Genomic DNA, 23,955 nt, shown 5'->3' on the forward strand with positions numbered 1-23,955 from the left:
ATTCCAAATTTTAAAAATTCCAAAATCCAATCTAAAATCTAAAATCTAAAATCTAAAATTATAAATGGATATCCAATCAAGAAAATTTAGGATTAAAATCCACAAATCTTATCACAGATCGGATATTCGTTATCCTTAGTTCATTTTTTAACAGAATATAATCAGTTGCAGATTTTCATTTCAAACATGAAACCTTAGCAACTCAGAATCTTAGCAACTTAGCACCTTAAAAAAATGACTTTCAAAGAACAAATACAACAAGGAATTCCATCGGTTTTACCTTCAAAAAAACAATACGATTTAGCGATTAATCACGCTCCAAAACGAAAAGAAATTCTTTCGGCAGAAGAGAAAAAACTGGCTCTAAAAAATGCTTTACGCTATTTTGACGCCCAACATCACGCCGAATTACTTCCGGAATTTTCAGAAGAATTAGAAACATACGGTCGTATTTACATGTATCGTCTGCGTCCTGATTACAAAATGTACGCTCGGCCTATCGACGAATATCCTGGAAAATCTGTACAGGCAAAAGCAATTATGCACATGATTCAGAACAATCTGGATTATGCTGTGGCACAACATCCGCATGAATTGATTACGTATGGCGGTAACGGAGCTGTTTTCCAGAACTGGGCACAATATTTATTAACGATGCAATATTTGTCTGAAATGACAGACGAGCAGACGTTAACCATGTATTCTGGTCATCCAATGGGATTATTTCCTTCGCATAAAGAAGCGCCAAGAGTGGTGGTTACGAACGGAATGGTGATTCCGAATTACTCCAAACCGGACGATTGGGAAAAAATGAATGCTTTAGGCGTTTCGCAATACGGGCAAATGACGGCTGGAAGTTATATGTACATTGGACCACAAGGAATTGTACACGGAACTACAATTACGGTTCTGAATGGTTTTAGAAAAATAAAGAAAAATCCTGAAGGCAATTTATTTGTTACTTCCGGACTTGGCGGAATGTCTGGAGCACAGCCAAAAGCTGGAAATATTGCGGGTTGTATCACCGTTTGTGCCGAAGTAAATCCTAAAATCACTAAAATTCGCCACGAACAAGGATGGATTAACGAGATCGTAACTTCGACTGAAGAATTGGTCGAGAGAGTCAATTCGGCGAAAGCTAACAAAGAAATTGTTTCGATTGCCTATTTAGGAAATGTAGTTGATGTTTGGGAAACTTTTGATAAAGAAAATATCCAGATTGACTTAGGTTCAGACCAGACTTCGCTTCATAATCCCTGGGCTGGAGGTTATTATCCTGTTGGAATTTCGTTTGAAGAAGCCAATGAAATGATGGCAAACAATCCGGATTTATTCAAAGAAAAAGTACAGGAAACATTACGCAGACATGCAGCTGCCATCAACAAACACACGGCAAAAGGAACTTACTTTTTCGACTACGGAAATGCTTTTTTACTTGAAGCTTCTCGCGCTGGTGCTGATGTAATGGCCGAAAATAATATCGATTTTAAATATCCGAGTTACGTTCAGGATATTATGGGACCAATGTGTTTTGATTACGGTTTTGGGCCTTTTAGATGGGTTTGCACTTCTGGAAAACCAGAGGATTTACAAAAAACAGATGCTATTGCCAGTCAGGTTTTGGAAGAAATGGCGAAAACCGCTCCTGATGAAATTCAGCAACAAATGCAGGATAATATCAAATGGATAAAAGGCGCTCAGGAAAATAAACTCGTGGTAGGTTCACAGGCCAGAATTTTGTACGCAGATGCTGAAGGCCGAATCAAAATTGCTGAAGCTTTTAACCAGGCAATTGCCAAAGGCGAAATTGGGACAGTAGTTTTAGGACGCGATCATCACGATGTTTCCGGAACTGATTCTCCGTACAGAGAAACTTCAAATATCTACGACGGATCCCGATTTACAGCCGATATGGCCATACAAAACGTGATCGGAGATAGCTTTAGAGGAGCAACCTGGGTTTCTATACATAACGGCGGCGGCGTTGGCTGGGGAGAGGTTATTAATGGTGGCTTTGGTATGGTTCTTGATGGTTCTAAAGAAGCGTCAAAACGTTTAGCATCAATGCTTTTCTGGGATGTTAACAACGGAATTTCAAGACGAAGCTGGGCCCGAAATGAGGAAGCTATTTTCGCTATAAAAAGAGCGATGGAAGTGGAACCTTTGCTTAAAGTGACGTTACCAAATATCGTAGATGAAAATTTATTTTAGTTTAAAGTTACTTTCTTTATAATAAAAACATTAAATCTTTAAAATATGAGAACCTTAAAATTAGTACCGATTTTTTTGCTTTTGATACTTTCTTCCTGTAGCAGTGTTACTGTGTATTCTGATTATGACAAAAATGTAGATTTTGCACCTTATAAAACCTACGCTTTCTTTAAGCCCGGAATTGACAAGGTCGAAATTTCTGACTTGGATAAAAGACGAATTCTACACGCAATTGATGCACAAATGCAAGCCAAAGGTTTTACCAAAAGCGAAAATCCTGATTTATTAGTCAACATTTTTACCAAATCCAGAGAGCAGGTTGATGTCAATCAGTTTAATGCAGGCTGGGGCTACGGCTGGGGCTGGGGTTGGAATCCTTATATGATGTACGGCGGACAAACTACCGTTTCGACTTCGACTCAGGGAACGTTATTCATTGATTTTATCGATGCTAAAAAGAAAGAAATGATCTGGCAAGGTGAAGGAATTGGAACTTTGACTAAAAACGTTGATAAAAAAGACGAAAAAATAGCCGAATTTGTAAGCAAAATTTTAGCACAATATCCTCCGGTTAAGAAATAGTCCTTAGTAATTAGTCCTTAGTGATTAGTCTTAGGCTTTTCCAAAAAAACTTTAAAACTAAGGACTAAGGACTATTTACTAAATATTTCCAAAATAATTAATATATTTGTTTTCAATAAACAGAAAATGACAAATTTAAATAACATAATTATCGCTATTAACATTATTGCAATTAAGCAATAATGGCGAGGTGTTATATAAATTAAATACAACAATATAATTTATGAAACCTCCCAAATCGGGAGGTTTTTTTTGTAAATAAATAAAAATTAAAAAAACAGCGACGAATTCACGAATTAAATTATCATGCCTAAAATTTAAACAACCGCTAATTATGCAAATTCACACAAATTAAAATTCAATATGGAATCTCTTTTAGAAAAACAATTTGCGAAAATTTGTGTAATTTGTGGTTAAAATATAAAACAAAAAAACAGCCACGAATTCACGAATTAAATTATCATGCCTAAATTTAAACAACTGCTAAATACGCAAATTCACACAAATTAAAATTCAATATGGAATCTCTTTTAGAAAAAACAATTTGCGAAAATTTGTGTAATTTGTGGTTAAAATATAAAACAAAAAAATAGCCACGAATTCACGAATTAAATTATCATACTTAAAATTTAAACGACCTCAAATTACGCAAATTCACACAAATTAAAATTTCATATCTAAGTTCTTCAGAAAAGTAATTTGTGAAAATTTGTGTAATTTGTGGTTAAAATAAATACTAAAAAAAATTCGTGCCCCGAGCGATAGCGAACAGGCGAAGCAAATTCGTGGCAAAAAAAAAACAATACTAATGAATCTATTTAACGAAGTACTTGCAGCAAAAAAGCAACTCGAAAACGTAGTAGCCGCTACGCCACTAACCCAAAATTTGAATCTTTCAGACGAATTCAAAGCTACTATTTTATTAAAAAGAGAAGATTTGCAAATCGTTCGTTCGTATAAAATAAGAGGTGCTTACAACAAAATTTCTTCGTTAAACGATTCAGAAAAAGCAACCGGAATTGTTTGTGCAAGTGCCGGAAATCACGCGCAGGGTGTGGCATATTCCTGTCATCTTCTACAAATAAAAGGCAAAATCTATATGCCGAAAACTACTCCGAAGCAAAAAGTAAAACAAGTACAATTATTCGGGAAATCCTTTGTAGAAATTGTGCTTACCGGAGACACTTTTGATGATGCGTATGCCTCAGCGACCGCAGATGCAGTCAAAAATCACAAAATATTCATTCATCCTTTTGATGATCTAAAAGTTATCGCAGGTCAGGGAACTGTAGGTTTAGAGATTCTGGAAAGCTTCAAAGAACCCATCGATTATGTCTTTGTTCCGATTGGCGGTGGCGGATTGGCTTCTGGCTTATCGACCGTTTTTAAGCAATTAAGTCCGAATACCAAAATCATTGGTGTGGAACCAAAAGGTGCTCCATCCATGAAAAATTCGATCCAGGAAAATAAAAATACCGCTCTAACTTCGATTGATAAATTTGTTGATGGCGCCGCTGTCAAACAAGTTGGCGATATTACTTTTGAAATCTGCCGCGAAAATCTAGAGGATATTATATTGGTTCCTGAAGGAAAAGTTTGCACGACCATTTTACGTTTATACAACGAAGAAGCCATGGTAGTCGAACCTGCGGGAGCTCTAACCATTGCTGCTTTGGATTTTTATAAAGATAAAATAATAGGCAAAACCGTCGTTTGCGTAGTCAGCGGAAGTAATAATGACATCGAAAGAACCGCCGAAATAAAAGAGCGTTCGCTACTTTACGAAGGCTTGATGCATTATTTTATGATTCAGTTTCCACAACGCCCCGGAGCACTTAAAGAATTTGTAAACAACATTTTAGGACCTGATGACGATATCACCTATTTTCAGTTTGCAAAGAAAACCAGTCGTGAGATGGGCTCAGTTGTCGTAGGTTTAGAATTAAAAAACAAAAAAGATATTTTATCAATAAAACTAAATATGACCAAAAATGGTTTCGAATTTCAATATTTGAATGATAATCCAAATTTGTTCACACAGTTAATTGGGTAAACTTTGCAGGAATTTTAAGAATCTCTGCTTGTTCTTTGTGTAACTTTGCGGCATAGCTTTTTCAAAGAGATTCACAAAGTTTCTCGCTAAGATTCGCTAAGAATTTATTTATTTAAAAACATGGTAACTCAAGATATTGCAAACCTCGACGACATTAAACTTTTGGTAAATACATTTTACGAAAAAGTGCAGAAAGATGATTTAATTGGTCCGATTTTCAATCAGAAAATGATGGGAAGATGGCCTGAACATCTGGAAAAAATGTATCGTTTTTGGCAAACCATTCTACTGGAAGAACATACCTATTCCGGAACTCCGTTTCCGCCGCACAAACAATTACCTGTCAATCAAACGCATTTTGATCGCTGGATGGAACTTTTTACTTCGACTGTAGATTCTTTATTTGTTGGCAAACTAGCCGAAGAAGCCAAAGTTCGTGCCGCCAATATGGCCTACATGTTCAATTATAAAATTGAATATTTTAGGAATTTGGAGAATCAATAATCTTTCCTCATAAACAAAAAGACTTTTCAAGTAGATTATCAGGAGCTATTTCCTGCTATCCGTTTCAATCTTTTGTGGCGAACCCCGCCACAAAAGGATTTCCACTTCTATCAGGGCTAGGGCAATCTTTTTCATAAGAACCTTTTTCCTAAACAGATTGACATTTTTTCAAGAAAATAATACTTACGAAAAATACAAAAAAACCAAAATTTTGAATAATTTTTTGTCACTATTAACAAAAAATAGCGTCTTAAATCCGTAATTTTACATTCTAATCTACAACGATTTCGAAATGAATGCAAGAATAGAAACAAATCCATTATTAGAGCGATTGCCAAAACATTTAAAGCAATTTATTAAACCTCAGGATTATAGCGATTATACGCCAATTAATCAGGCAGTTTGGCGTTATGTAATGCGCAAAAACGTGGATTATTTGTCAAAAGTAGCGCATCATTCTTATCTCGATGGTTTAAAAAAAACCGGAATTGAGATTGATTCGATTCCGAGTATGTACGGCATGAATCGTATTCTAACCGAAATTGGCTGGGCTGCCGTTGCCGTTGACGGATTTATTCCGCCAAATGCTTTTATGGAATTTCAGGCTTATAATGTTTTGGTGATTGCTTCAGACATTCGACAATTAGAACACATTGAATATACACCTGCGCCAGATATTATTCACGAAGGTGCCGGTCACGCTCCTATTATTGCCAATCCTGAATATGCGGAATATTTGCGTCGTTTTGGAGAAATTGGCTGCAAAGCGATTTCGTCGCACAAAGATTACCAAATGTACGAGGCGATTCGATTGCTTTCGATCTTGAAAGAAGCCGAAGATACGCCACAGGAAAAAATAGACGAAGCCGAAAAAGCAGTTGCCGATTTGCAAAACAATATGGGCGAATTGTCTGAAATGGCTCAGATTCGAAATCTACATTGGTGGACAGTAGAATACGGTTTGATTGGAACGGTTGAAGACCCAAAAATTTACGGTGCCGGATTGCTTTCCTCAATTGGTGAAAGTGCCTGGTGCATGACAGATAACGTAAAGAAAATTCCTTATGATATCTCGGCTGCGAATCAAAATTTTGATATTACACAACTGCAACCGCAACTTTATGTTACACCAACTTTCTCGCATTTGAGTTTGATTCTGGAAGAATTTGCTAATAAAATGGCGCTTAGAACCGGAGGACTTTCCGGAATTAAAAAACTGATTCAATCGAATGCTTTAGGAACAATTGAATTGAGTACTGGTTTGCAAATTTCGGGGGTTTTTACCAATGTTATCGAAGAAGAAGGAAAACCAGTTTACATTCAGACTACCGGAAAAACAGCTTTATCGTACCGCGAAAAAGAATTGGTTGGCCACGGAACTTTGACGCATCCGCATGGTTTTGGTAGCCCGATTGGGAAACTGAAAGGTTTTAATTTAGCAATTGAAGACATGAGCCCAAAGGATTTACAAGCCTATAGCATTGTCGAAAACGAGTCGGTAAAACTGGAATTTGAAGGAAATATTATTGTCAAAGGCGAAATCATTACAGGTTCCAGAAACCTACATGGCGAAATTATTTTAATCAGTTTTAGAAATTGTACCGTAACCCATGGCGAAACCATTTTGTTTCAGCCTGAATGGGGAAATTACGATATGGCAATTGGTAAAAAAGTGGTTTCTGCCTTTTCCGGACCAGCAGATGTAAATAGCTTTGACTTAATCAATAATGTTCCAAAAACTACTACTATAAAAGCCAAACATTCGGCAGAACGCGATGATTTGGAGGTTTTATACCAAACCGTTCGCCTGATTAGAGAAAGTAAAGATTCTAAATTGGAACTAAAAAATGTCTTTGAAAAACTGCAAAACAATCATCCTAACGATTGGCTGCTTGCTATAGAAATTGCAGAACTTTTAAAAGATACTGATGAAAAACAGCTTTTGCAGGAAGTCTTGGTTTACCTGGATAAACTGAAAGAAAAACGTCCTGAAGTGGCACATTTAATTGCTGGTGGATTGGATTTGATTTTTGATAGTTCTTTGCCGCAAAGGCACTAAGGCTCGAAGATTTTCTTGAATAGCCTCCAGCTTTAGCTGGAGGAAAAATAAAGTCAATTAAAGAGGCTTTAGCCAAAAAATAGTTTGGCTAAAGCCTTTTAAATTGTATGATAAATACCTCCAGCTAAAGCTGGAGGCTATTCAATAAATCGTTTAATCTGTGGCAAAAAAACCTTGTTCCTTTGTTTCTCTGTACCTTTGAACCTTTCTTTACAATTTCAAATCCTGATTAAAATCCTTCTCGTTTTCAATCGTTTTTCCGTTGTATTGCAATTTCCAGCCCATGGTGTTGGTTAGAATTAAAATCTTAGACAATTCGGTAATTAATCTGTTTTGAGCATTTGATTTTAGGGATGATTTTTCGATTTTCTTAGCCAGGTTTGCTTTTACTGATTTGTTGATTTTGTTATAATCATCTCCCGTAAAAGGATTCAGTTTGCTTTGCTCCACATCATAAAACTGAATATCAGGATTGATCGTAATTTCTTCTTTCGGAATATTGAGAATTGTAATCGTTTTATTTTTTTCGTCGATGTCGTATTTCATTTTATGCAAATCGTAGGCAACCGTAACATTGGCATTGACTACAACCAAAGCTTTTTTATCAAAAGAAACCATATCCATCAAATACTTCTGTTGGTTTTTATAGGTCAAGACTTCAGAGAAATGGCCTTCGGTAACGACTAATTTCCCAACATTGAGAATTTGCTGCTGAATTAAATTGGTATTATAATCAATCGTAGAATCGTCTTCTTTTTTGAACTCACAATATTTGAAAGCCAATACTATCAGAAGTACCGCAGCGCCTAAAACTAATATTCTTTTTATTAAATTTTGCATTCCATTAATTTATTAGACCAATTTACTAAAAAGTTTGCCACGAATTTCACGAATTTTCACTAATAAAACTTTGATAAAATAATTAAAATTTCACGAAATCAAAATTCGCTAAATCCCGTTGCAAGTCAACAAAAATTCGTGAATTCGTGGCGAAAAAAACTTAAAAAGGATACCCAATAGCGATATTCAGAATCAGATTTTCTTTTCTCCACGGACCACTTCCAAAATTTATGTCATCTACCACCCATCTTTCTCCTTCGGGTAAATAAGGCTTTCTAAGCGGAAATGCCAAATCGGTTCTTAAGACCAAAAATGATAAATCAAAACGCAAACCAGCTCCTGCACCTACTGCAATATCATTCATAAAATCTTTAGAAATCTCACCTCCTGGTTTGTTGGGATCGGCATTTAAAAGCCAGATATTTCCAGCATCCACAAACAAAGCACCTCTCACAATGCTAAACAGCTTTGCTCTGTATTCGGTATTGAATTCCAATTTTAAATCTCCGGATTGGTCAGGTAAATAAGAATTACTAGTCTCCGTATTTAGATAACTTCCTGGCCCAAGTGTTCTGGCTCTAAAAGCACGAATACTATTGGTTCCTCCTACCACAAATTGCTTTGAGGTTGGCAAAGCAGTTGAGTTTCCGTAAGCAAATCCGGCACCAACAATGATTCTGCTGGCCAGTTCACTATCTTTGGAGAGTTTTAAATAATGTCTTAAATCCGCTTTTATTTTCACAAATTGACTAAACGGAACATCAAAAATTTTGATAGTATCACCTTTCTTAGCATTTGCTCCCGAAACTAAACCCGTAATATTTCCAGCCAAATCCAGTTCACCATTAAAATAAAACGTATTTTTTTTACGCTTTTGCATCGTATTGGTGTACGTGAACGAGTATGTAGGCCCGAAAATTAATTGTTTTTCAATCACTTTTCCTAAAGATTCATCTTCATCAATATCTTGCTGATACTCCGCTGTAACATGATTTGGACTTACGTATGTAACATCTATAACATTCAGCTGATGTTCTTTTCGGATGTTCTCTTTCCACAAATATCCAAAAGACGTTTTAAACGAATTCAAAGCATAAAGCTGGGTTCTGTTTTGATATTCATAACGCAATGTCGCCCGAGTTCTGGGCACAAATTCGCTGGAACCTTCCCAATTAAATGGTGACACAAATCTTGGCCAGGTCAGGCTTGTTTCTGCTCCTAGTTTGTAAATATTTTTTCCGTTATTCTGTCCGGAAAGCTGAAAATCGGCTCCGCCAAATAAAGAAACAGTAAGCAATTCAGCACCACGAAAAAGGTTTCTATTGTTCCAGTTAACACTAACTTCTGTACCTGTGTAACTCGCAGAATTGGTTTTTCCTAAAACCTCAACGCGAATAAATTTCTTTGGTAAAAGCGTTAAATAATAATACGAATCCAAAGTGTTTTTTAAACTATCCGAAGTTCTGAATTCATTTTTCACAAAGCTAAAAGTTCCCAGATTCACAAATCGATTCAGGGTAAGATTATGATCTTTTCGATTATAGAAATCTCCTTTTTTAAAATAAATAGCTCTGTCAAAAACTCTTGGCTTAAAAGTGTCTGCCGTATCGATTATGGTAAAATCCTTGTACTGTACAACATCTTCCTGTTTGAATTTTAAACTGTCTTTTGAAAGTATAAAATTCGGATACACTACAATTTTATCGATTTTATAAGCAATAGTTGCTTTCTCGGGTGTTTCTTCTTTTATTTTTAATTTAATATTGACTTCGTAATCCCCTTTTGTACTATCTACCTGCGCCAAAATATAATCCGGATTAAAATAATAAAATCCTTTTTCTTTCAGTCTTGCATCTATGCGTTCGCGTTCGGCTTTAATCACATCCAAATCGTATGGTCTTCCCACTTTAAGCAAACTTCTACGGCTGGTTCTGTCAATTGCTTTTCCTAAGTCTGTAGAATCTTCCGGAAATTTTACACTTTTTATCTTGTATTGCCTTTTGGGCCAAACGGTATATTCAGCAGTAACTCTTTTGTTTTTTGCAGTCGAATCAGCACTTACCCTGGTTTTAAAATAACCTCTGTTCTCCGTAAAATTTCTCAAAATGGAAGCATTGTAATCTAAATCAACTTTACTAAAAAGCACCGGTTCTTCGCCTACTTTAGTTCGCAGCCAATGTCTGAATCCTTTTTCTTTTTTAGGTTCACCGGCTAAGTTATAGATCCATAATTTAGGACGTAATCCTAAAATTTGTTTCGTTGGTAAAGGGCGTAATAAGCCTTCTAACTCTTTTTCGAGTGCTTTTCTTTCTTTCTTTTTAATGATAGAATCCTCAACGGTAACTGAAGCTCCTGTGTAGAGCAAATCGCCTTCAGGTAAATATTTCGTATTACTGCATCCGAAAATAAAAAATAAGGATAGCAGTATAAAATATGGATTATATCTCGCTTTCATATTGCTATGTCTTTTGCTCATTTCCTTCAATTTTATTTTCTTCTTTCTCTTCTTTTTCTTCCTTCGCTTTTTGCTCTTTCTCTTTTTGTTTTTTCTTTTCCTTCTGCAATTTTTCTTCTCTAATAATTTCTTTTTCTGCTTCACTTCGGTGAAAAAGTTCTCTGAATTTATTGTAACTCATCGTGATAATAAAAGCAACTCCGGTTTCGATCACCTGCCCTTCAACTGCCACCTGATATTCATTTTTTCGATACGCACGAACCATATAACGTCCATCTTTTGTCAATTGATAATCTAGTGCTACGTCTCCTGCAATATTGGTACTTTCTTCATTGGCACGCTCCTGACCTTCTACTCCAAAACTACTTCCAACCGTAACTTTTAACCGATCATTCAGCAGTTTTTTAGAAACGCCAACATTCAAATCCGTTCTGTTTTCTCTGGTTCCTGTTGTATAATCATCAGTAGATTCTAAGTCAAATTCAAGTTCAACTCCTTTGATCAATTCACCCGCTAAATCATTTAATTGCTGCGAAAGAATCTTGCTCACACTTTGTCTGGCCAAAGATTCGGCACTGGTTCCGCCGCTTTCACTCGCAAACGGATTTTCGCCAATAAAACGATTCAATAATAAAAGGGCAAAAACCTGTTTATTCAGCTCTGCCGGCTCCTGACGCAACTGCGACAATTTAGTTTGCGTAAGATTGACAACATCTGTAGAAACACCATAATTTCCGTCAGGAAGCACAATGTCAAATGTAATTTCTGGTTTCAGTAATTCGCCATTCATTTTCAAATGGGTCTCAAACGGAATCTTCTGTTTATAGGTATTTCGAATGGTCGGATTATCTGTTGGCAACTGATTTCCTAGTAGGTCAATCGGAGCCGTTTCTACTTCATAAATGGCCGTAATATTCAAACTTGCCATGGTAGGCTCGCCATTCCAGATAATATAACTTCCTTTTTGAATCGTAAACTTTCGGCGAATCATGTTAAAATTCATCTCATAAGCACCATCCGTAAACTCGTATTTGCCCGTCAGCGTAGTTTTCCCGGAAGGGTCAATTCCGCCAGTAAGTTCCGCTTCTCCTTTTAAATTTAAGTAATCGCCGTTTCCTTTATCAATGACTAATGTCAGCTCAGCCTCTTTATCAATCGAAATCGCCACACTCACGTCCATGCCTTTCAACTCCGACTGATTGAGTTTTTGCTGCATATCAACCGTATGTTTCAAATAGACATTATCCTCATCAACAAACTCTACAATTCCCTCTCTATCGGCAATTGACGGATCAGATTGTGGCAGAACAACCGTAAATTTAGTTTCCTTATTGATTTTGATATTTCCGTTTACAACAGGACTTTCCAGCGTTCCCTGAATGTTGAGTTTTGTATCCAAAAATAAATCGCCGTAGAACAAATCATTATCCGCTGCTTTTGAATGTATCGCTCTAAAATCATCTGCCTGAACGGTTAATCCAAAATTATAGGTTCTAAAATCAGCCGAACGAATAGTTCCATTTACAAATAATTCGTTGTCATTTTCGTCATAAAGGGTAAATTTATCAAAAGTGATTACCTCATTCTGAAAAGTGATTTTTTCTTTGTTTGTTTTAAAATAAGAATTCAGTTGTGTGATTCTGAAACCAGCATCATTAAAATTCAATTCTCCTGCAATTTTTGGTGATGCCGTATTGCCTGTAAGTTTGAAATTCCCTGATAAAAATCCGGTTCCGTCAGTCACATTTCCCATAGTAAAACCCTGGATGCTTTTGATGTTTAAATGCTTGATATCGACATCAAAATCAAAATTACCTGCATCAATTTTATAATCTCCTGCAAGATTTACATCATTTCCTTCTCCGCTCAAATTGACATTGGCGGCTAGCGTATTTGCGGTTTTGTTATCTACTTTAATCGCAATATCACCAACAGCTTCGCCTCTGAAAGCAAATTCATCGATTTTTAAGTCTGAAGTAAAAGTGGGTTTGGTCATCACATTTTCTACCAAAGCTGAACCATTTATTAAGCCCTGCATCAACAGTTTGTCTTTTTTGACCATGTTCAAAATCGTTTCGATTTTAAAATTGACAAAATCAACTTTTAAGGGTGCATTATCCTGATTTCCCTGCGATTGTATTTTTAATTCGTTTCCTGCATTGTCCAGGAAAAATTTATTTACATATAATCTTTTATCTCCAAATTCAATCGAATTTTCAGCATTCAAATTCCATTTGTCATAATTAAGGACGAAATTTTCAGCATTCAATTTTATGGTATTTTTTGAATTTTCACGAAGTAATTCGCCCGCAATAAAATATTGCTGTTTTTCTTTAGCATCTTTTACCTCTAAAGCATAACTCAGGATATTATTTTCGACTTTACCTACTAAACTGGTAAACGGAATTTTCAGCGAACCGCTTTCTATTGTACCAACTGAAACGTTATAATTCAACGCATTGTCTTTGGTTTCCACATTGATTTTTCCGTCAGAAATGATATTATTCGCGTATACAATTCTCGGGAAAGTTCCTTTTATTTCTAAAGAATCGGCTACATTATTATATTTTCCTGTAATTTTAATCGGTTCCAGACTTGTTAATGAAGGAACCAATCGGAATAAAATAGGGTCGTTTTCAACACTTATATTCAACGTAATATTTTGGTCGTCTGAAGTCGTTTTTACTTTTGAATTTGAAGCCGGCAAATCAATATATTTTGAAAGCGACTTTTTCAAACTATTCGAAAGTGTCGATAATTTGTATTTCCCATCCATTTCAGCTTTCAAAAACTGAGAAGATATTTTGATATTATTATGGTTATTATCTGCGACTGCAATAATTTTCATCGAATCTAAAACAATTGGTTCAGCACTTTGCAAAATCTGAATATTCGATAAAAACACTTTTCCGTTAAGGAAATCCGGGTTACTATTGGCAATATCTGCATCAATATTCCCGCGAAGTTTCATTGGTCCGGCATGCAGATTTAGCTTTTCCAAATCTGCAATATCCAGGTTTAATTTTATTTTTCCTGATGGATATTTATCATTGGCATTTCCGTTGGCCACCAAATCAAAATACAAATTCGGATCGTTCATACCTGATTTTACAGCGAAATTTCCGTTGGCAATATTTCCTTTCAACGTTAAATTTCGATATACATATTTATTAAAAACCGCTTTCTGAACAAGACCGTCCAATTCTGCTCTAGCTGTTTTTGGGTCTAAACCTTTGCCTTTTACTTTCGCTTTAAGGGTAATTTTTCCAAGCGAATCGTTTTTGATTAATCTTCCTAAATCAAAATCCAGCAAATAAACGGTCGCATCATATTTCTCTGCTTTTTTAATACTCTGATCGAATAAAGCATCTACTTTTGCATTACCAAAGCTACTGTTTAAAGCCAAATTTGTTTTGAAATTCTGAACAGATCCTTTAAATTTTCCTTTTACATTAAATTGTGAAGGCAGCTGAATATTCGTCGGAATCGTGCCTTTTGGCACGAAAGAAGTCACATCTTTCGACGAACTCTGCAGTTTTTTTATGTCCAGATCAAAATAAGCTTTTTCTGCATTTGGCATTCCTTTTATCTTCCCCGAAAGAGAAACATTCGTACTCCCAATGCCGCTCATTTCGAATTGCTGAATATTCAGATCTTTCACTTTTCCGTTCAGACGCGTATTCAAAAGCAAAACTGCATTCGGATTTCTTCTGAAAATATCCTGCTTTTCTAAAGTTGGAACTATAAGCAAAACATCTTTAAAAGCTACTTTTGAATCCTTTAGATTTGCTTCTAAACTAAGATTTCCAAGATTCTTAGAAATGTCAGCAATCGAGATATACGCAACTTTAATTTTATCCTTCAAAAGTGTTTGTGGCGTTCTTAAATACAAATTATTCAACGAAGCATTTTTAGGTCCGTAAAAGAAATCCGTTTTGAAAGACTGAATTTGCAAACCCTTTTTTTCGTTCACAGTAAAGGTTTTTATGTTTCCCGAAATTGTATCGTTTCCGTAATATAATTTCTCCGCTTTCAAATTGAATTTATTCAGATCAAGGTGACTGTAATCAATTCCTTTTAGCGTAGGTTTCGATTGCATATCATCAAATTTGAAGGCAATATTTTGTAAATCAACCGTATTCAGTTTCACTTTCCAGCCCGATTGTTTGATAGCGGTAGAATCTAAATTAGGAGTTTTAAGTTGTTTGTCTTTGGCCCCCAAAAGCAGATTTCCTTTTAGATTTTTTAGTCCGAAAGAATCAAAATCCAGCATTTGCCTGTTCAAATCGATTGCATTTACTTTCAAATCTAAATTGCCAAGAGCAATTCCGGAACCCAATTTTGTGTCTTTATTATCGTATAAAATATCAATTTTAGACAAACTGATTTTATCTAATTTTAATTTGAAATCTTTTCTTTTCGAAATAGTATCTACCGTATTTACAGAAACCTCAGCGATTTTTTCGACAACATCCTGGTCTAAAACCACCTTCAATCCATGTAAATCAATATTTGGAATATCGAAATCCATTTTATCCAAATCGAATTTATTGAAATAAGTATCAAAATGTGTCAACTTTACACGAACATCATTTTTTGCAAAATCATCCTTAAAATTAAACTTCACATTGTCCAGATTTACTTTTACAACCGAAATTTTAAAAGGTTTACTATCGGGGTCTTCTACTTTCGGTTCTTTCGATTCGAATGCTTTTATGATATAATCAAAATTGAAAACGCCGTCTTTGTTTCGGGAAATATTCGCAGTAGTATTTTCTAATGAAACCGAGTTAATTTCGAGTTCGCTGTTGATTAATTTAAACAAATCAACATCCAACTCTAATTTCTTTCCGCTAAGCAAAGTATCTTTTTTTTGATCTTCAAAATAAAAACCTTCCAGCACTACTTCTTTAGGGAAATTGATATCGATTCTGTCTAATGAAACTTTGGTTTTGATTTTCTTTTGTAAATACGTAATCGCTTTATCTTTGGCGTAATTCTGAACCGAAGGAATCTGAATTAAGAGGATCAGAAGCAATAAAAGTGCAATTATAGAACCCACGCACCAAAGCAGTACACGAAGTGTTTTTTTTAGAAAATGAATGGATTTCTTATTCATACGTCAACAAAACACAATTAGGTTAGATTTGCATCGCAAAAGCGCAGATTATACAGCTTACAAAATTGTAAAAAATATAAGCTAAAGATTTACATAATTATATGGATTTGTTCCAAAATTATACGTAAATATAAGGATTATTTTACTTTTTTTAGATTTCTAAAATAGGTAATTTAAAATTTTATGTGAGGATGTTTTTGCTGTAAAGCGTCAATTTTTAAATACAATTTAGATAAAAAAGCAAGATGCTGCTCAGAATCCGGATTGAAACTTCGGTGTGTAAGTCCTTTTTGTATTTCTGAAACCAATTTCATTGTCGGAATACTATTTTCTTCGATATAATTTTCGCTGAAACGCTGCCAGATATAATCAATCGCAACCTGATTAGGATGCAGCATATCTTCGGTATAAAAACGATAATCGCGAAGCTCGTCCATCATGATTTCGTAGCTTGGGAAGTAGATGTGAGTTGTGGGTTGTGAGTTGTGAGTTGTGACAATATGATGTAAACCTGTGAATAAATGTGCTTTACTTAATTGATTTTCTACAAAACCATCTTTGATATGGCGAACTGGAGAAACGGTAAAAATGAATTTTACATTTGGATTTAAACTCTGAATTAAATCAATAGTATTTTGAATACTTTTTTGAATTACATCTACTGATAATAATTCTTTTGTAAATTGCTTTTGAGGTACTTTATGACAATTGGCAACAATGTTGTTGCTTTCTAAATTTCGATACACCCACGAAGTACCAAAAGTAATGAGACAATGAGATACTTTGGTAATTTGATAATTGAAATCTTTAATTAATGTATTTAATTTATCCAGAAAAACATCTTTATCCGGATTCGATAATTCCGAATGTACTTCGTAACAATGCCATAAATCATTGTGGAAAAATATATCTTTTACGGTAAACAATTCCTTTGTCACGGCTCTTTGAATAATACGCTCTATAGAAACCGGGTTGAAAATAATTCCAAAAGGATTGGTCGTATTCTGAAATTTGAAATAATCAAATTTCTCGGCCATATTAACCGCAAAACAGGAACCTAAAGAAAGTATCTTCGAATGATAATCGATTGGATGATTACTTTTTGAAATGGGTATTTGGGTTCTGAATTGCATCTGCGTTTTATTAGAACACGAATTTCACGAATTTTCACCAATAAAAAAACCAAATACAAAAGTATTTGGTTTTTGATAAATTTACTTTGTGTATTCTAGTATGTATATTCTATTTCATACTCAATTGAAACTCCATCTCCTGCAAAAGAGGTTTGTTTAACCGGATAGTTATTATCATTATAAATGTAAGCATAAATATAATTTACGGGATCAGGAAATTCAGTTTCTGTCCTATTAATTTTCGAAATATTGTTAATAGAAAAAGGTGTTTCATTTAATAACAAATCAAATCCTATGATATTTTTAAGAGGATTGTTTTTACTATCATATTCATAAACGCGAGTTGAAACTGATGAACCTATAATTTCTTGCTCTTTAACCATATTACCATCCTTATAAGTCACATTTCCTTCACTGCTCTTGGTTTCTACTTTTGTAGTTGCATTTACTGTATAATATATATAAGAAACAACATCATCCGAAGTATGTGTATAAACGCTTTTATATATGTATCGCCCATCAGGGTATTCTGTTGTAAACCCCTCTCTAAATAGTCTCGTTTTTAATTTTCCATTTTCATAGGTATATGCAATATCCTTTTTTTTGGTTATCTTTTCACTATCCAATAAATCAAAAACTTCTTGTTTTATAATACGATTTCCATCATAAGTATAAACTGTTTTTGAACCTAATTTTTCTATACTTACAATTTTATTACCATCATAAGTAATTGTTGATTTGCTATTCTCCTGAGGAAAATCCGGATAATTATAAGTAATTGTTTTTGGCAATGTTGGATCAATGTCCGTATTATTTTCATCATCACCTGAACAAGAAGTCAGCAATAAGGCAATAGTGCTAAAAAGCAATAAAAACTTTTTCATATTTATGAATTAAAATTAGTTTTCAAATATATTAAAAAAAACAAAAAATACTTACAAAAATATTTTTAAACAAAAAAAGCCCAACACTTTTAAATACTGGGCTTAACTTATTTTGGAAATGAATTTAATTAATAGAAAAATTCAACCGTAGCTGTTTCTCCATCTTCATTTTCAATGCTGTTTGTTGGGTAGTTATCAGAATTATATGTAAAACTGTAGCTGCTTTCTAATTCATCATAATCCAAATCTGTTTCAGTAAGTATGTTATGCAATACACCTGATGCTTCACTGTCTTCAAAGGCAATTTTATCATATCCTAAAACATTTTTCATCGGATTGTTTTTATCATCATAAGTATAGCTTCTGCTTGTTCCGTTACTAATTAAAATTTTTGATACTTCTCCATTAGAAAAATATATTGTCCCTTCTCCATTTAGACCTGTTTGGGATTCGTGATCTCCGCTATAGTGCTTTACCGAAACTGTACCATCAGCATTGTACGTATAAACTTCTTTACTGCCCAGCTCATCTAAAGGTTCAGATCTGATAAAGGTTACCAATCTATCCTTTGAGTCGTATTCATAAGTATTGACCTGTTCGAGTGTTCCATCAGGGAATTTAAACTCTATTTTCGTAATCAAATTTCCTGTATAGGTATAATAAAGACCTTCTTCTCCAGAATCATTGGTCATACTTACGATTTTATTACCATCGTATTTGTACGTTCTGGTTAATTTCTCCCCTTCAGAATCAGTTGTGATAGACTTTTTTAGTAATACAGTTCCGTTATCATCAGACGAATCATCACTTGAACAAGAAGTTAAGATTAAAGCTAATGCGCCAAAAAGGCATAGAATTTTCTTCATTTTTAGTAGGTTTTTTAAAATTAATAGTTCTTACAAATGACGTAAAATCAATTCGAAAAAACTAGTTTTTTTAACAATAAAATCTCTAATAAAATAAATATAAATTTATTTTACCAACCTTTTTTAATCCATTAAAAATCAACATTATAAATAACACCTCATCACTATCGTTTTTAGAATAAACATAACAAACAGACATAAATTGACTCGTAATGCTGCTATTTGGCTGAAGTTGCAATTCTTTGAAACCCAAAAAATCCAACGCAATAAATTGTTCCTCTGATTTTACAAAAATTAGGTTTTTAATAACAGTAAGGCGGTACACAAAACCATGCTATTCATTACTTTTGCATTTCTTTAAATCCAAATTATAAATATGAAATTATTATACTCGTATATAATCAAACATAAAATGTTATTGTTTTTTGCTTTGATTATGGCCGCTATCAACATTTGTTTCAGTTTATCAGACTCCATTATTACAGGTAAATTAATGCAGGATTGTGGTGTTGGTTTACACAAATACAAAGGAAACGAAATTGGATTTATCAAATCGCTTTCTTTCTGGCTGGGTCTTTCACTAGGTGCTGCCATGATTTCCAGAATTACCAAAAACTTTCAGGATTATTTTACCAATGTTGTGATTCAGCGTACAGGAGCTCAAATGTACACGGACGGAATAAAAAAATCGCTTGATTTGCCTTTCGCCGAATTCGAAGATCAACGCAGTGGTGAAACGTTAAGCAAACTTACCAAAGTACGTTCTGATTCTGAGAAATTGATTACCCTTTCGATTTCGCTTATTTTTCAAACGGTTATCGGGTTTGTATTTGTGATTGTTTACGTTGCTCAAATAGATTATCGAATTTCGATTATCTTCTTGATTACTGCTCCGATCATTGCAATGGTAAGTTCTTATTTAGGAAAGAAAATTAAAATCGTTTCCAGAAAAATTGTCAATCAAACCAATGCTTTGGCAGGTTCTACTACCGAAAGTTTACGTAATATCGAATTGGTAAAAAGTCTTGGACTAACCTATCAGGAAGAAAAACGTCTGAATCTGAATACGTTTAAAATCCTTCAACTGGAATTACAAAAAATACGTTTTATAAGAAGTCTGAGTTTTATTCAGGGAACTACCGTTCACTTTTTAAGAACTTGTGTCGTTTTTACTTTGTATTATTTCTTATTCGGAGATAAAATTATTGTGGGCGATTTATTGACGATGGTGTTTTTTACGTTCTTCATCTTTGGACCTTTGCAGGAATTAGGGAATTTCATTATTGCTTTGAATGAAACCAAAGTTTCGATGGAAAATTTCAAAACATTATTGAGCGCTCCAAAAGAATTTCGACCTAAAAACCCAAAACATATTGGTGCCATTCAAACATTGCTTTTTTCGAATGTGAGTTTCCAACACAAAACTGCCAAGTTTAAAGCGGTAGAAGATATAAATTTTGACATCAAACAGGGCGAAACTGTAGCTTTTGTTGGGCCCTCTGGATCTGGAAAAACAACTTTGGTAAAATTATTGGTCGGATTATACACGCCCGCCGAAGGAAAAGTATTGTATAACGGAACCGATTCTGCCGAAATTGATTTGTTAGACCTAAGAAAACAATTAGGATTCGTAACGCAGGATGCGCAGTTATTCTCCGGAACAATTCGCGAAAATTTATTGTTTGTAAAACCCAATGCAACCGATGAAGAGCTTTATGATGCTTTAAAAAAGGCTAGCTGTGACAAACTTTTAAAACGTGCCGAAGACGGTCTGAACACCACAATTGGCGAAGGCGGAATTAAAGTTTCGGGTGGTGAAAAACAGCGTTTATCTATCGCAAGAGCCATTTTGAGAAATCCGAATTTATTGATTTTTGATGAGGCAACTTCGGCTCTAGATTCGATTACCGAAGAAGAAATCAATTCGACTATTCGAAAGGTTTCCGATAAAAATAGAATCACGGTTTTGATCGCACATCGATTATCGACAGTTATTCACGCTGATAAAATATTTGTTCTGGAACAAGGAAAAATCATCGAACAAGGAAAACACGAAGATTTATTAAACGAGAAAGGTTTGTATTACGCTATGTGGCGTCAGCAAATTGGGGAACGTAAATAAGCTACTAAGATTCTAAGATACTAAGTTGCAAGGTTTTTTTTAGCCACAGATTATAACTCAAAGTTTGTCATTCCGGAGGAATCCCAGCACCGTAAGCACAAAGCTTAGAGATTCCTACGGAATGACAAACTTGACGATTCTTTCTCTCATTTTTGTCATCCTGAGGAACGAAGGATCTCCACAAGTAACTCCACAACGAAAATCAAATCTTTGTCGAGCTTCTCACTAAGATTTATCCTTTGTCGAAATTGACATAAAATGAGAAATAAACAAACACAAAACCCTTTCAGAATTTAGAACTCTGAAAGGGTTTGTCATTTTATAAAAACTTAGAGCCTTAGCAACTCAGTACCTCAGAAACTTTATTTCACAAACTCAACCGCCTTAGCCAAAGCCTCCACAATTCCAGAAGCATTTTTCCCTTTTCCAGAAGCGAAGAAAGGCTGTCCTCCTCCGTTTCCTTCAATATATTTTCCTAATTCTTTGATTACTGCATTTGCGTTTAGGCTTTTAGCTGACACCAATTCTTTAGAGATATAACAATGAATATTGGGTTGACCGTCTTCGATTGAAGCTAAGAAAACAAATGAATCTGCTTTAGAACTTCCTAATGCAGAAGCCAAATCTTTAGTCGAAGCCATGCTTAAATCTACTTGTTTTGCAAGGAAATTTACGCCGTTTACTTCCTGGAAATCTTTTTCCAATTCAGATTTTAAAGCGCCTACTTTTTCTTTTAATAATTGCTCAATTTGTTTTTTCAACTTCGCATTATCATCTTGTAATGAAGTCACTGATTTTAAAATATCCTGCGGATTTTTTAATGTTTCTTTTATTTCAGCTAAAGTGTTCTCCTGATTTTGATAGAAATCTTTCACCGCATCACCCGTAATCGCTTCAATACGACGAATTCCGGCTGCAACTGCTCCTTCAGAAATGATTTTGAAATGCCAGATTTCTGCTGTATTTTTTACGTGAATTCCACCACAAAGTTCCTTACTGTCGCCAAATTCAATCATACGGACATTATCTCCATATTTCTCACCAAACAAAGCCATTGCACCTTTGTCTAATGCTTCTTTGATCGGAATATTTCTGTGTTCTGTCAATTGCAATTGCGCTTCGATTTGCGCATTTACACTTGCTTCAACCTGACGCAATTCTTCATCAGAAACTTTAGAAAAATGCGAAAAGTCAAAACGAAGATAATTTGGATTTACCAATGAACCTTTTTGCTCAACATGCGTTCCAAGAAGGTTTCTCAAAGCCAAATGCATTAAATGTGTAGCTGAGTGATTTTTAGAAGTTGACGTTCTTAAATCAGTATTTACTTTGGCTACAAAACCAGCTTCGATATTTTCAGGCAATTGTTTTGCTAAATGCAAAATCAAATTGTTCTCTTTCTTTGTATCGATAATTTCGATGGTTTCGTTAGCCGAAACCAATGTTCCTTTATCACCAACCTGACCTCCACCTTCTGGATAAAAAGGCGTGCTGTCTAAAACAATTTGGTATAAAATTCCATCTTTTTTAGAATCTACTTTACGGATTCTGGTAATTTTTACGTCATTCTCTACTTGATCGTAACCAACGAAAGTTTCTACGTTTCCTGGAATCAAAACAGACCAGTCTTCAGTCGAAACTTCAGATGCAGCACGAGAACGTGTTTTTTGTTTTTGTAATTCAACTTCAAATTCTTCTTCATTATAGGAGAAGCCTTTTTCTTTTAGAATTAAAGCTGTTAAGTCTTTTGGAAAACCGAATGTATCATACAATTCAAAAACCTTAGCACCAGAAACTTCAGAGCCGGAAGTTTGTGCAATTACATTATCCAACAATTGTAATCCCTGATCCAAAGTTCTTAAAAAAGAAGCTTCTTCTTCGCGAATTACATTCGTAACCAATTGTTGCTGCGATTTAATTTCAGGGAAAAATTCTCCCATTTGGTTTGCTAAAACTTCTACCAATTTATTGATAAAAGGCTCTTTGGTATCCAGGAAAGTAAATCCGTAACGAATCGCACGACGTAAAATTCTACGAATTACATAACCCGCTCCTGTGTTTGAAGGCAATTGCCCATCGGCAATAGCAAAGGCAACCGCACGAACATGATCTACAATGACACGAATCGCGATATTGGTTTTATTTTGTTCTTCAGATATGTTTTTTACTTCATCAGAGGTATATTTTAAACCTGTAATTTGTTCTACTTTTTCGATAAGCGGCGTAAAAACATCTGTATCATAGTTGGATGTTTTTCCTTGCAAAGCCATACACAAACGTTCAAATCCCATTCCGGTATCAACGTGCTGCGCAGGAAGTTTTTCCAGAGAACCATCGGCTTTACGGTTGAATTCCATGAATACGTTATTCCAGATTTCAACTACTTGCGGGTGATCGTTGTTTACCAGGCTTTTTCCTGAAACTTGTGCTTTTTCTTCTTCAGAACGTAAATCAACGTGAATTTCAGAACAAGGTCCACATGGTCCCTGATCGCCCATTTCCCAGAAATTATCTTTTTTGTTCCCAAGAATAATTCGGTCTTCGTCGATTAGAGTTTTCCAGATATCCCAAGCTTCCTGATCGAATGGCACGTTGTCTTCTTTGCTTCCTTCAAAAACAGAAACATACAGATTCTCTTTCGGAATTTTATACACTTCTGTCAACAATTGCCAAGCCCAATTGATCGCTTCTTTTTTAAAATAATCTCCAAAAGACCAATTCCCCAACATTTCGAACATGGTGTGGTGATAGGTATCAAAACCCACGTCTTCAAGGTCATTATGTTTTCCTGAAACACGAAGACATTTTTGCGTATCGGCTATTCTTGGACTTTTTGGGGTTCCGTTTCCTAAAAAATATTCTTTGAACTGGGCCATTCCCGAGTTATTGAACATAAGGGTTGGATCGTCTTTAAGGACGATTGGAGCAGAAGGAACAATTAAATGTCCATTGCTCTTGAAAAAGTCTAAAAATTGTTTACGTACGTCTTGTGATTTCATATTTTATTAAATGTGCCAATTTGATAATGTGCCAATTAGATAATTAAAAAAAATACTTAATTTTTAATACAATAAATTATCTAATTGTCACATTATCTAATTATCTAATTGTTTTTTATTCTTGAAAA

The 23,955-nt window shown here is 34.7% G+C and carries 13 protein-coding genes; 6 read left to right on the forward strand and 7 right to left on the reverse strand.

The window, feature by feature from the left end:
* Positions 1-234: 234 nt before the first annotated feature.
* From GON26_RS12090 to GON26_RS12110, 5 genes are all read left to right on the forward strand, one after another.
* Positions 235-2,211 (forward strand): urocanate hydratase, encoded by a 1,977-nt coding sequence (locus GON26_RS12090; RefSeq protein ID WP_160375029.1) that lies wholly within the window; start codon positions 235-237, stop codon positions 2,209-2,211.
* 45 nt (positions 2,212-2,256) lie between these two features.
* Positions 2,257-2,793: a DUF4136 domain-containing protein gene (locus GON26_RS12095; protein ID WP_160375030.1), complete on the forward strand. Its 537-nt coding sequence runs from the start codon at positions 2,257-2,259 to the stop codon at positions 2,791-2,793.
* A gap of 808 nt (positions 2,794-3,601) precedes the next feature.
* A complete protein-coding gene (ilvA, locus tag GON26_RS12100) occupies positions 3,602-4,846 on the forward strand; it encodes a threonine ammonia-lyase IlvA (RefSeq protein WP_160375031.1) in 1,245 nt (414 codons plus the stop codon).
* A gap of 120 nt (positions 4,847-4,966) precedes the next feature.
* On the forward strand, positions 4,967-5,350 hold the full coding sequence (locus tag GON26_RS12105) for a group III truncated hemoglobin (protein WP_160375032.1): 384 nt from the start codon (positions 4,967-4,969) through the stop codon (positions 5,348-5,350).
* A gap of 292 nt (positions 5,351-5,642) precedes the next feature.
* A complete protein-coding gene (locus GON26_RS12110) occupies positions 5,643-7,409 on the forward strand; it encodes an aromatic amino acid hydroxylase (RefSeq protein WP_160375033.1) in 1,767 nt (588 codons plus the stop codon).
* Positions 7,410-7,619: 210 nt separating this feature from the next.
* On the opposite strand, the gene GON26_RS12115 is transcribed toward GON26_RS12110, so the two are convergent.
* From GON26_RS12115 to GON26_RS12140, 6 genes are all read right to left on the reverse strand, one after another.
* Entirely contained in the window at positions 7,620-8,249 is a 630-nt protein-coding gene (locus GON26_RS12115) for a DUF4230 domain-containing protein (RefSeq protein ID WP_160375034.1), read from the reverse strand.
* 160 nt (positions 8,250-8,409) lie between these two features.
* Entirely contained in the window at positions 8,410-10,725 is a 2,316-nt protein-coding gene (tamL, locus tag GON26_RS12120) for a translocation and assembly module lipoprotein TamL (RefSeq protein ID WP_160375035.1), read from the reverse strand.
* Entirely contained in the window at positions 10,709-15,823 is a 5,115-nt protein-coding gene (locus GON26_RS12125; protein ID WP_160375036.1) for a translocation/assembly module TamB domain-containing protein, read from the reverse strand. The genes tamL and GON26_RS12125 overlap by 17 nt, the downstream gene beginning before the upstream one ends.
* Positions 15,824-15,996: 173 nt before the next feature.
* Positions 15,997-16,956, reverse strand: a complete 960-nt coding sequence (locus tag GON26_RS12130) for a GSCFA domain-containing protein (protein ID WP_160375037.1) — start codon at positions 16,954-16,956, stop codon at positions 15,997-15,999.
* Between the two features lie 95 nt (positions 16,957-17,051).
* Positions 17,052-17,825, reverse strand: a complete 774-nt coding sequence (locus GON26_RS12135) for a hypothetical protein (protein ID WP_160375038.1) — start codon at positions 17,823-17,825, stop codon at positions 17,052-17,054.
* Between the two features lie 143 nt (positions 17,826-17,968).
* On the reverse strand, positions 17,969-18,706 hold the full coding sequence (locus GON26_RS12140; RefSeq protein ID WP_160375039.1) for a hypothetical protein: 738 nt from the start codon (positions 18,704-18,706) through the stop codon (positions 17,969-17,971).
* 376 nt (positions 18,707-19,082) lie between these two features.
* Here GON26_RS12140 and GON26_RS12145 point away from each other — a divergent pair, with 376 nt between their 5' ends.
* Positions 19,083-20,828: an ABC transporter ATP-binding protein gene (locus tag GON26_RS12145; protein ID WP_160375040.1), complete on the forward strand. Its 1,746-nt coding sequence runs from the start codon at positions 19,083-19,085 to the stop codon at positions 20,826-20,828.
* Positions 20,829-21,190: 362 nt separating this feature from the next.
* Here the strand turns inward: GON26_RS12145 and alaS are convergent, their stop codons facing one another.
* Entirely contained in the window at positions 21,191-23,827 is a 2,637-nt protein-coding gene (gene alaS / locus GON26_RS12150) for an alanine--tRNA ligase (RefSeq protein ID WP_160375041.1), read from the reverse strand.
* Between the last annotated feature and the right edge of the window lie 128 nt (positions 23,828-23,955).

Origin of the sequence: Flavobacterium hydrocarbonoxydans (assembly GCF_009789235.1) — a bacterium.
In the GTDB taxonomy this organism is placed as follows: Bacteria; Bacteroidota; Bacteroidia; order Flavobacteriales; family Flavobacteriaceae; genus Flavobacterium; species Flavobacterium hydrocarbonoxydans.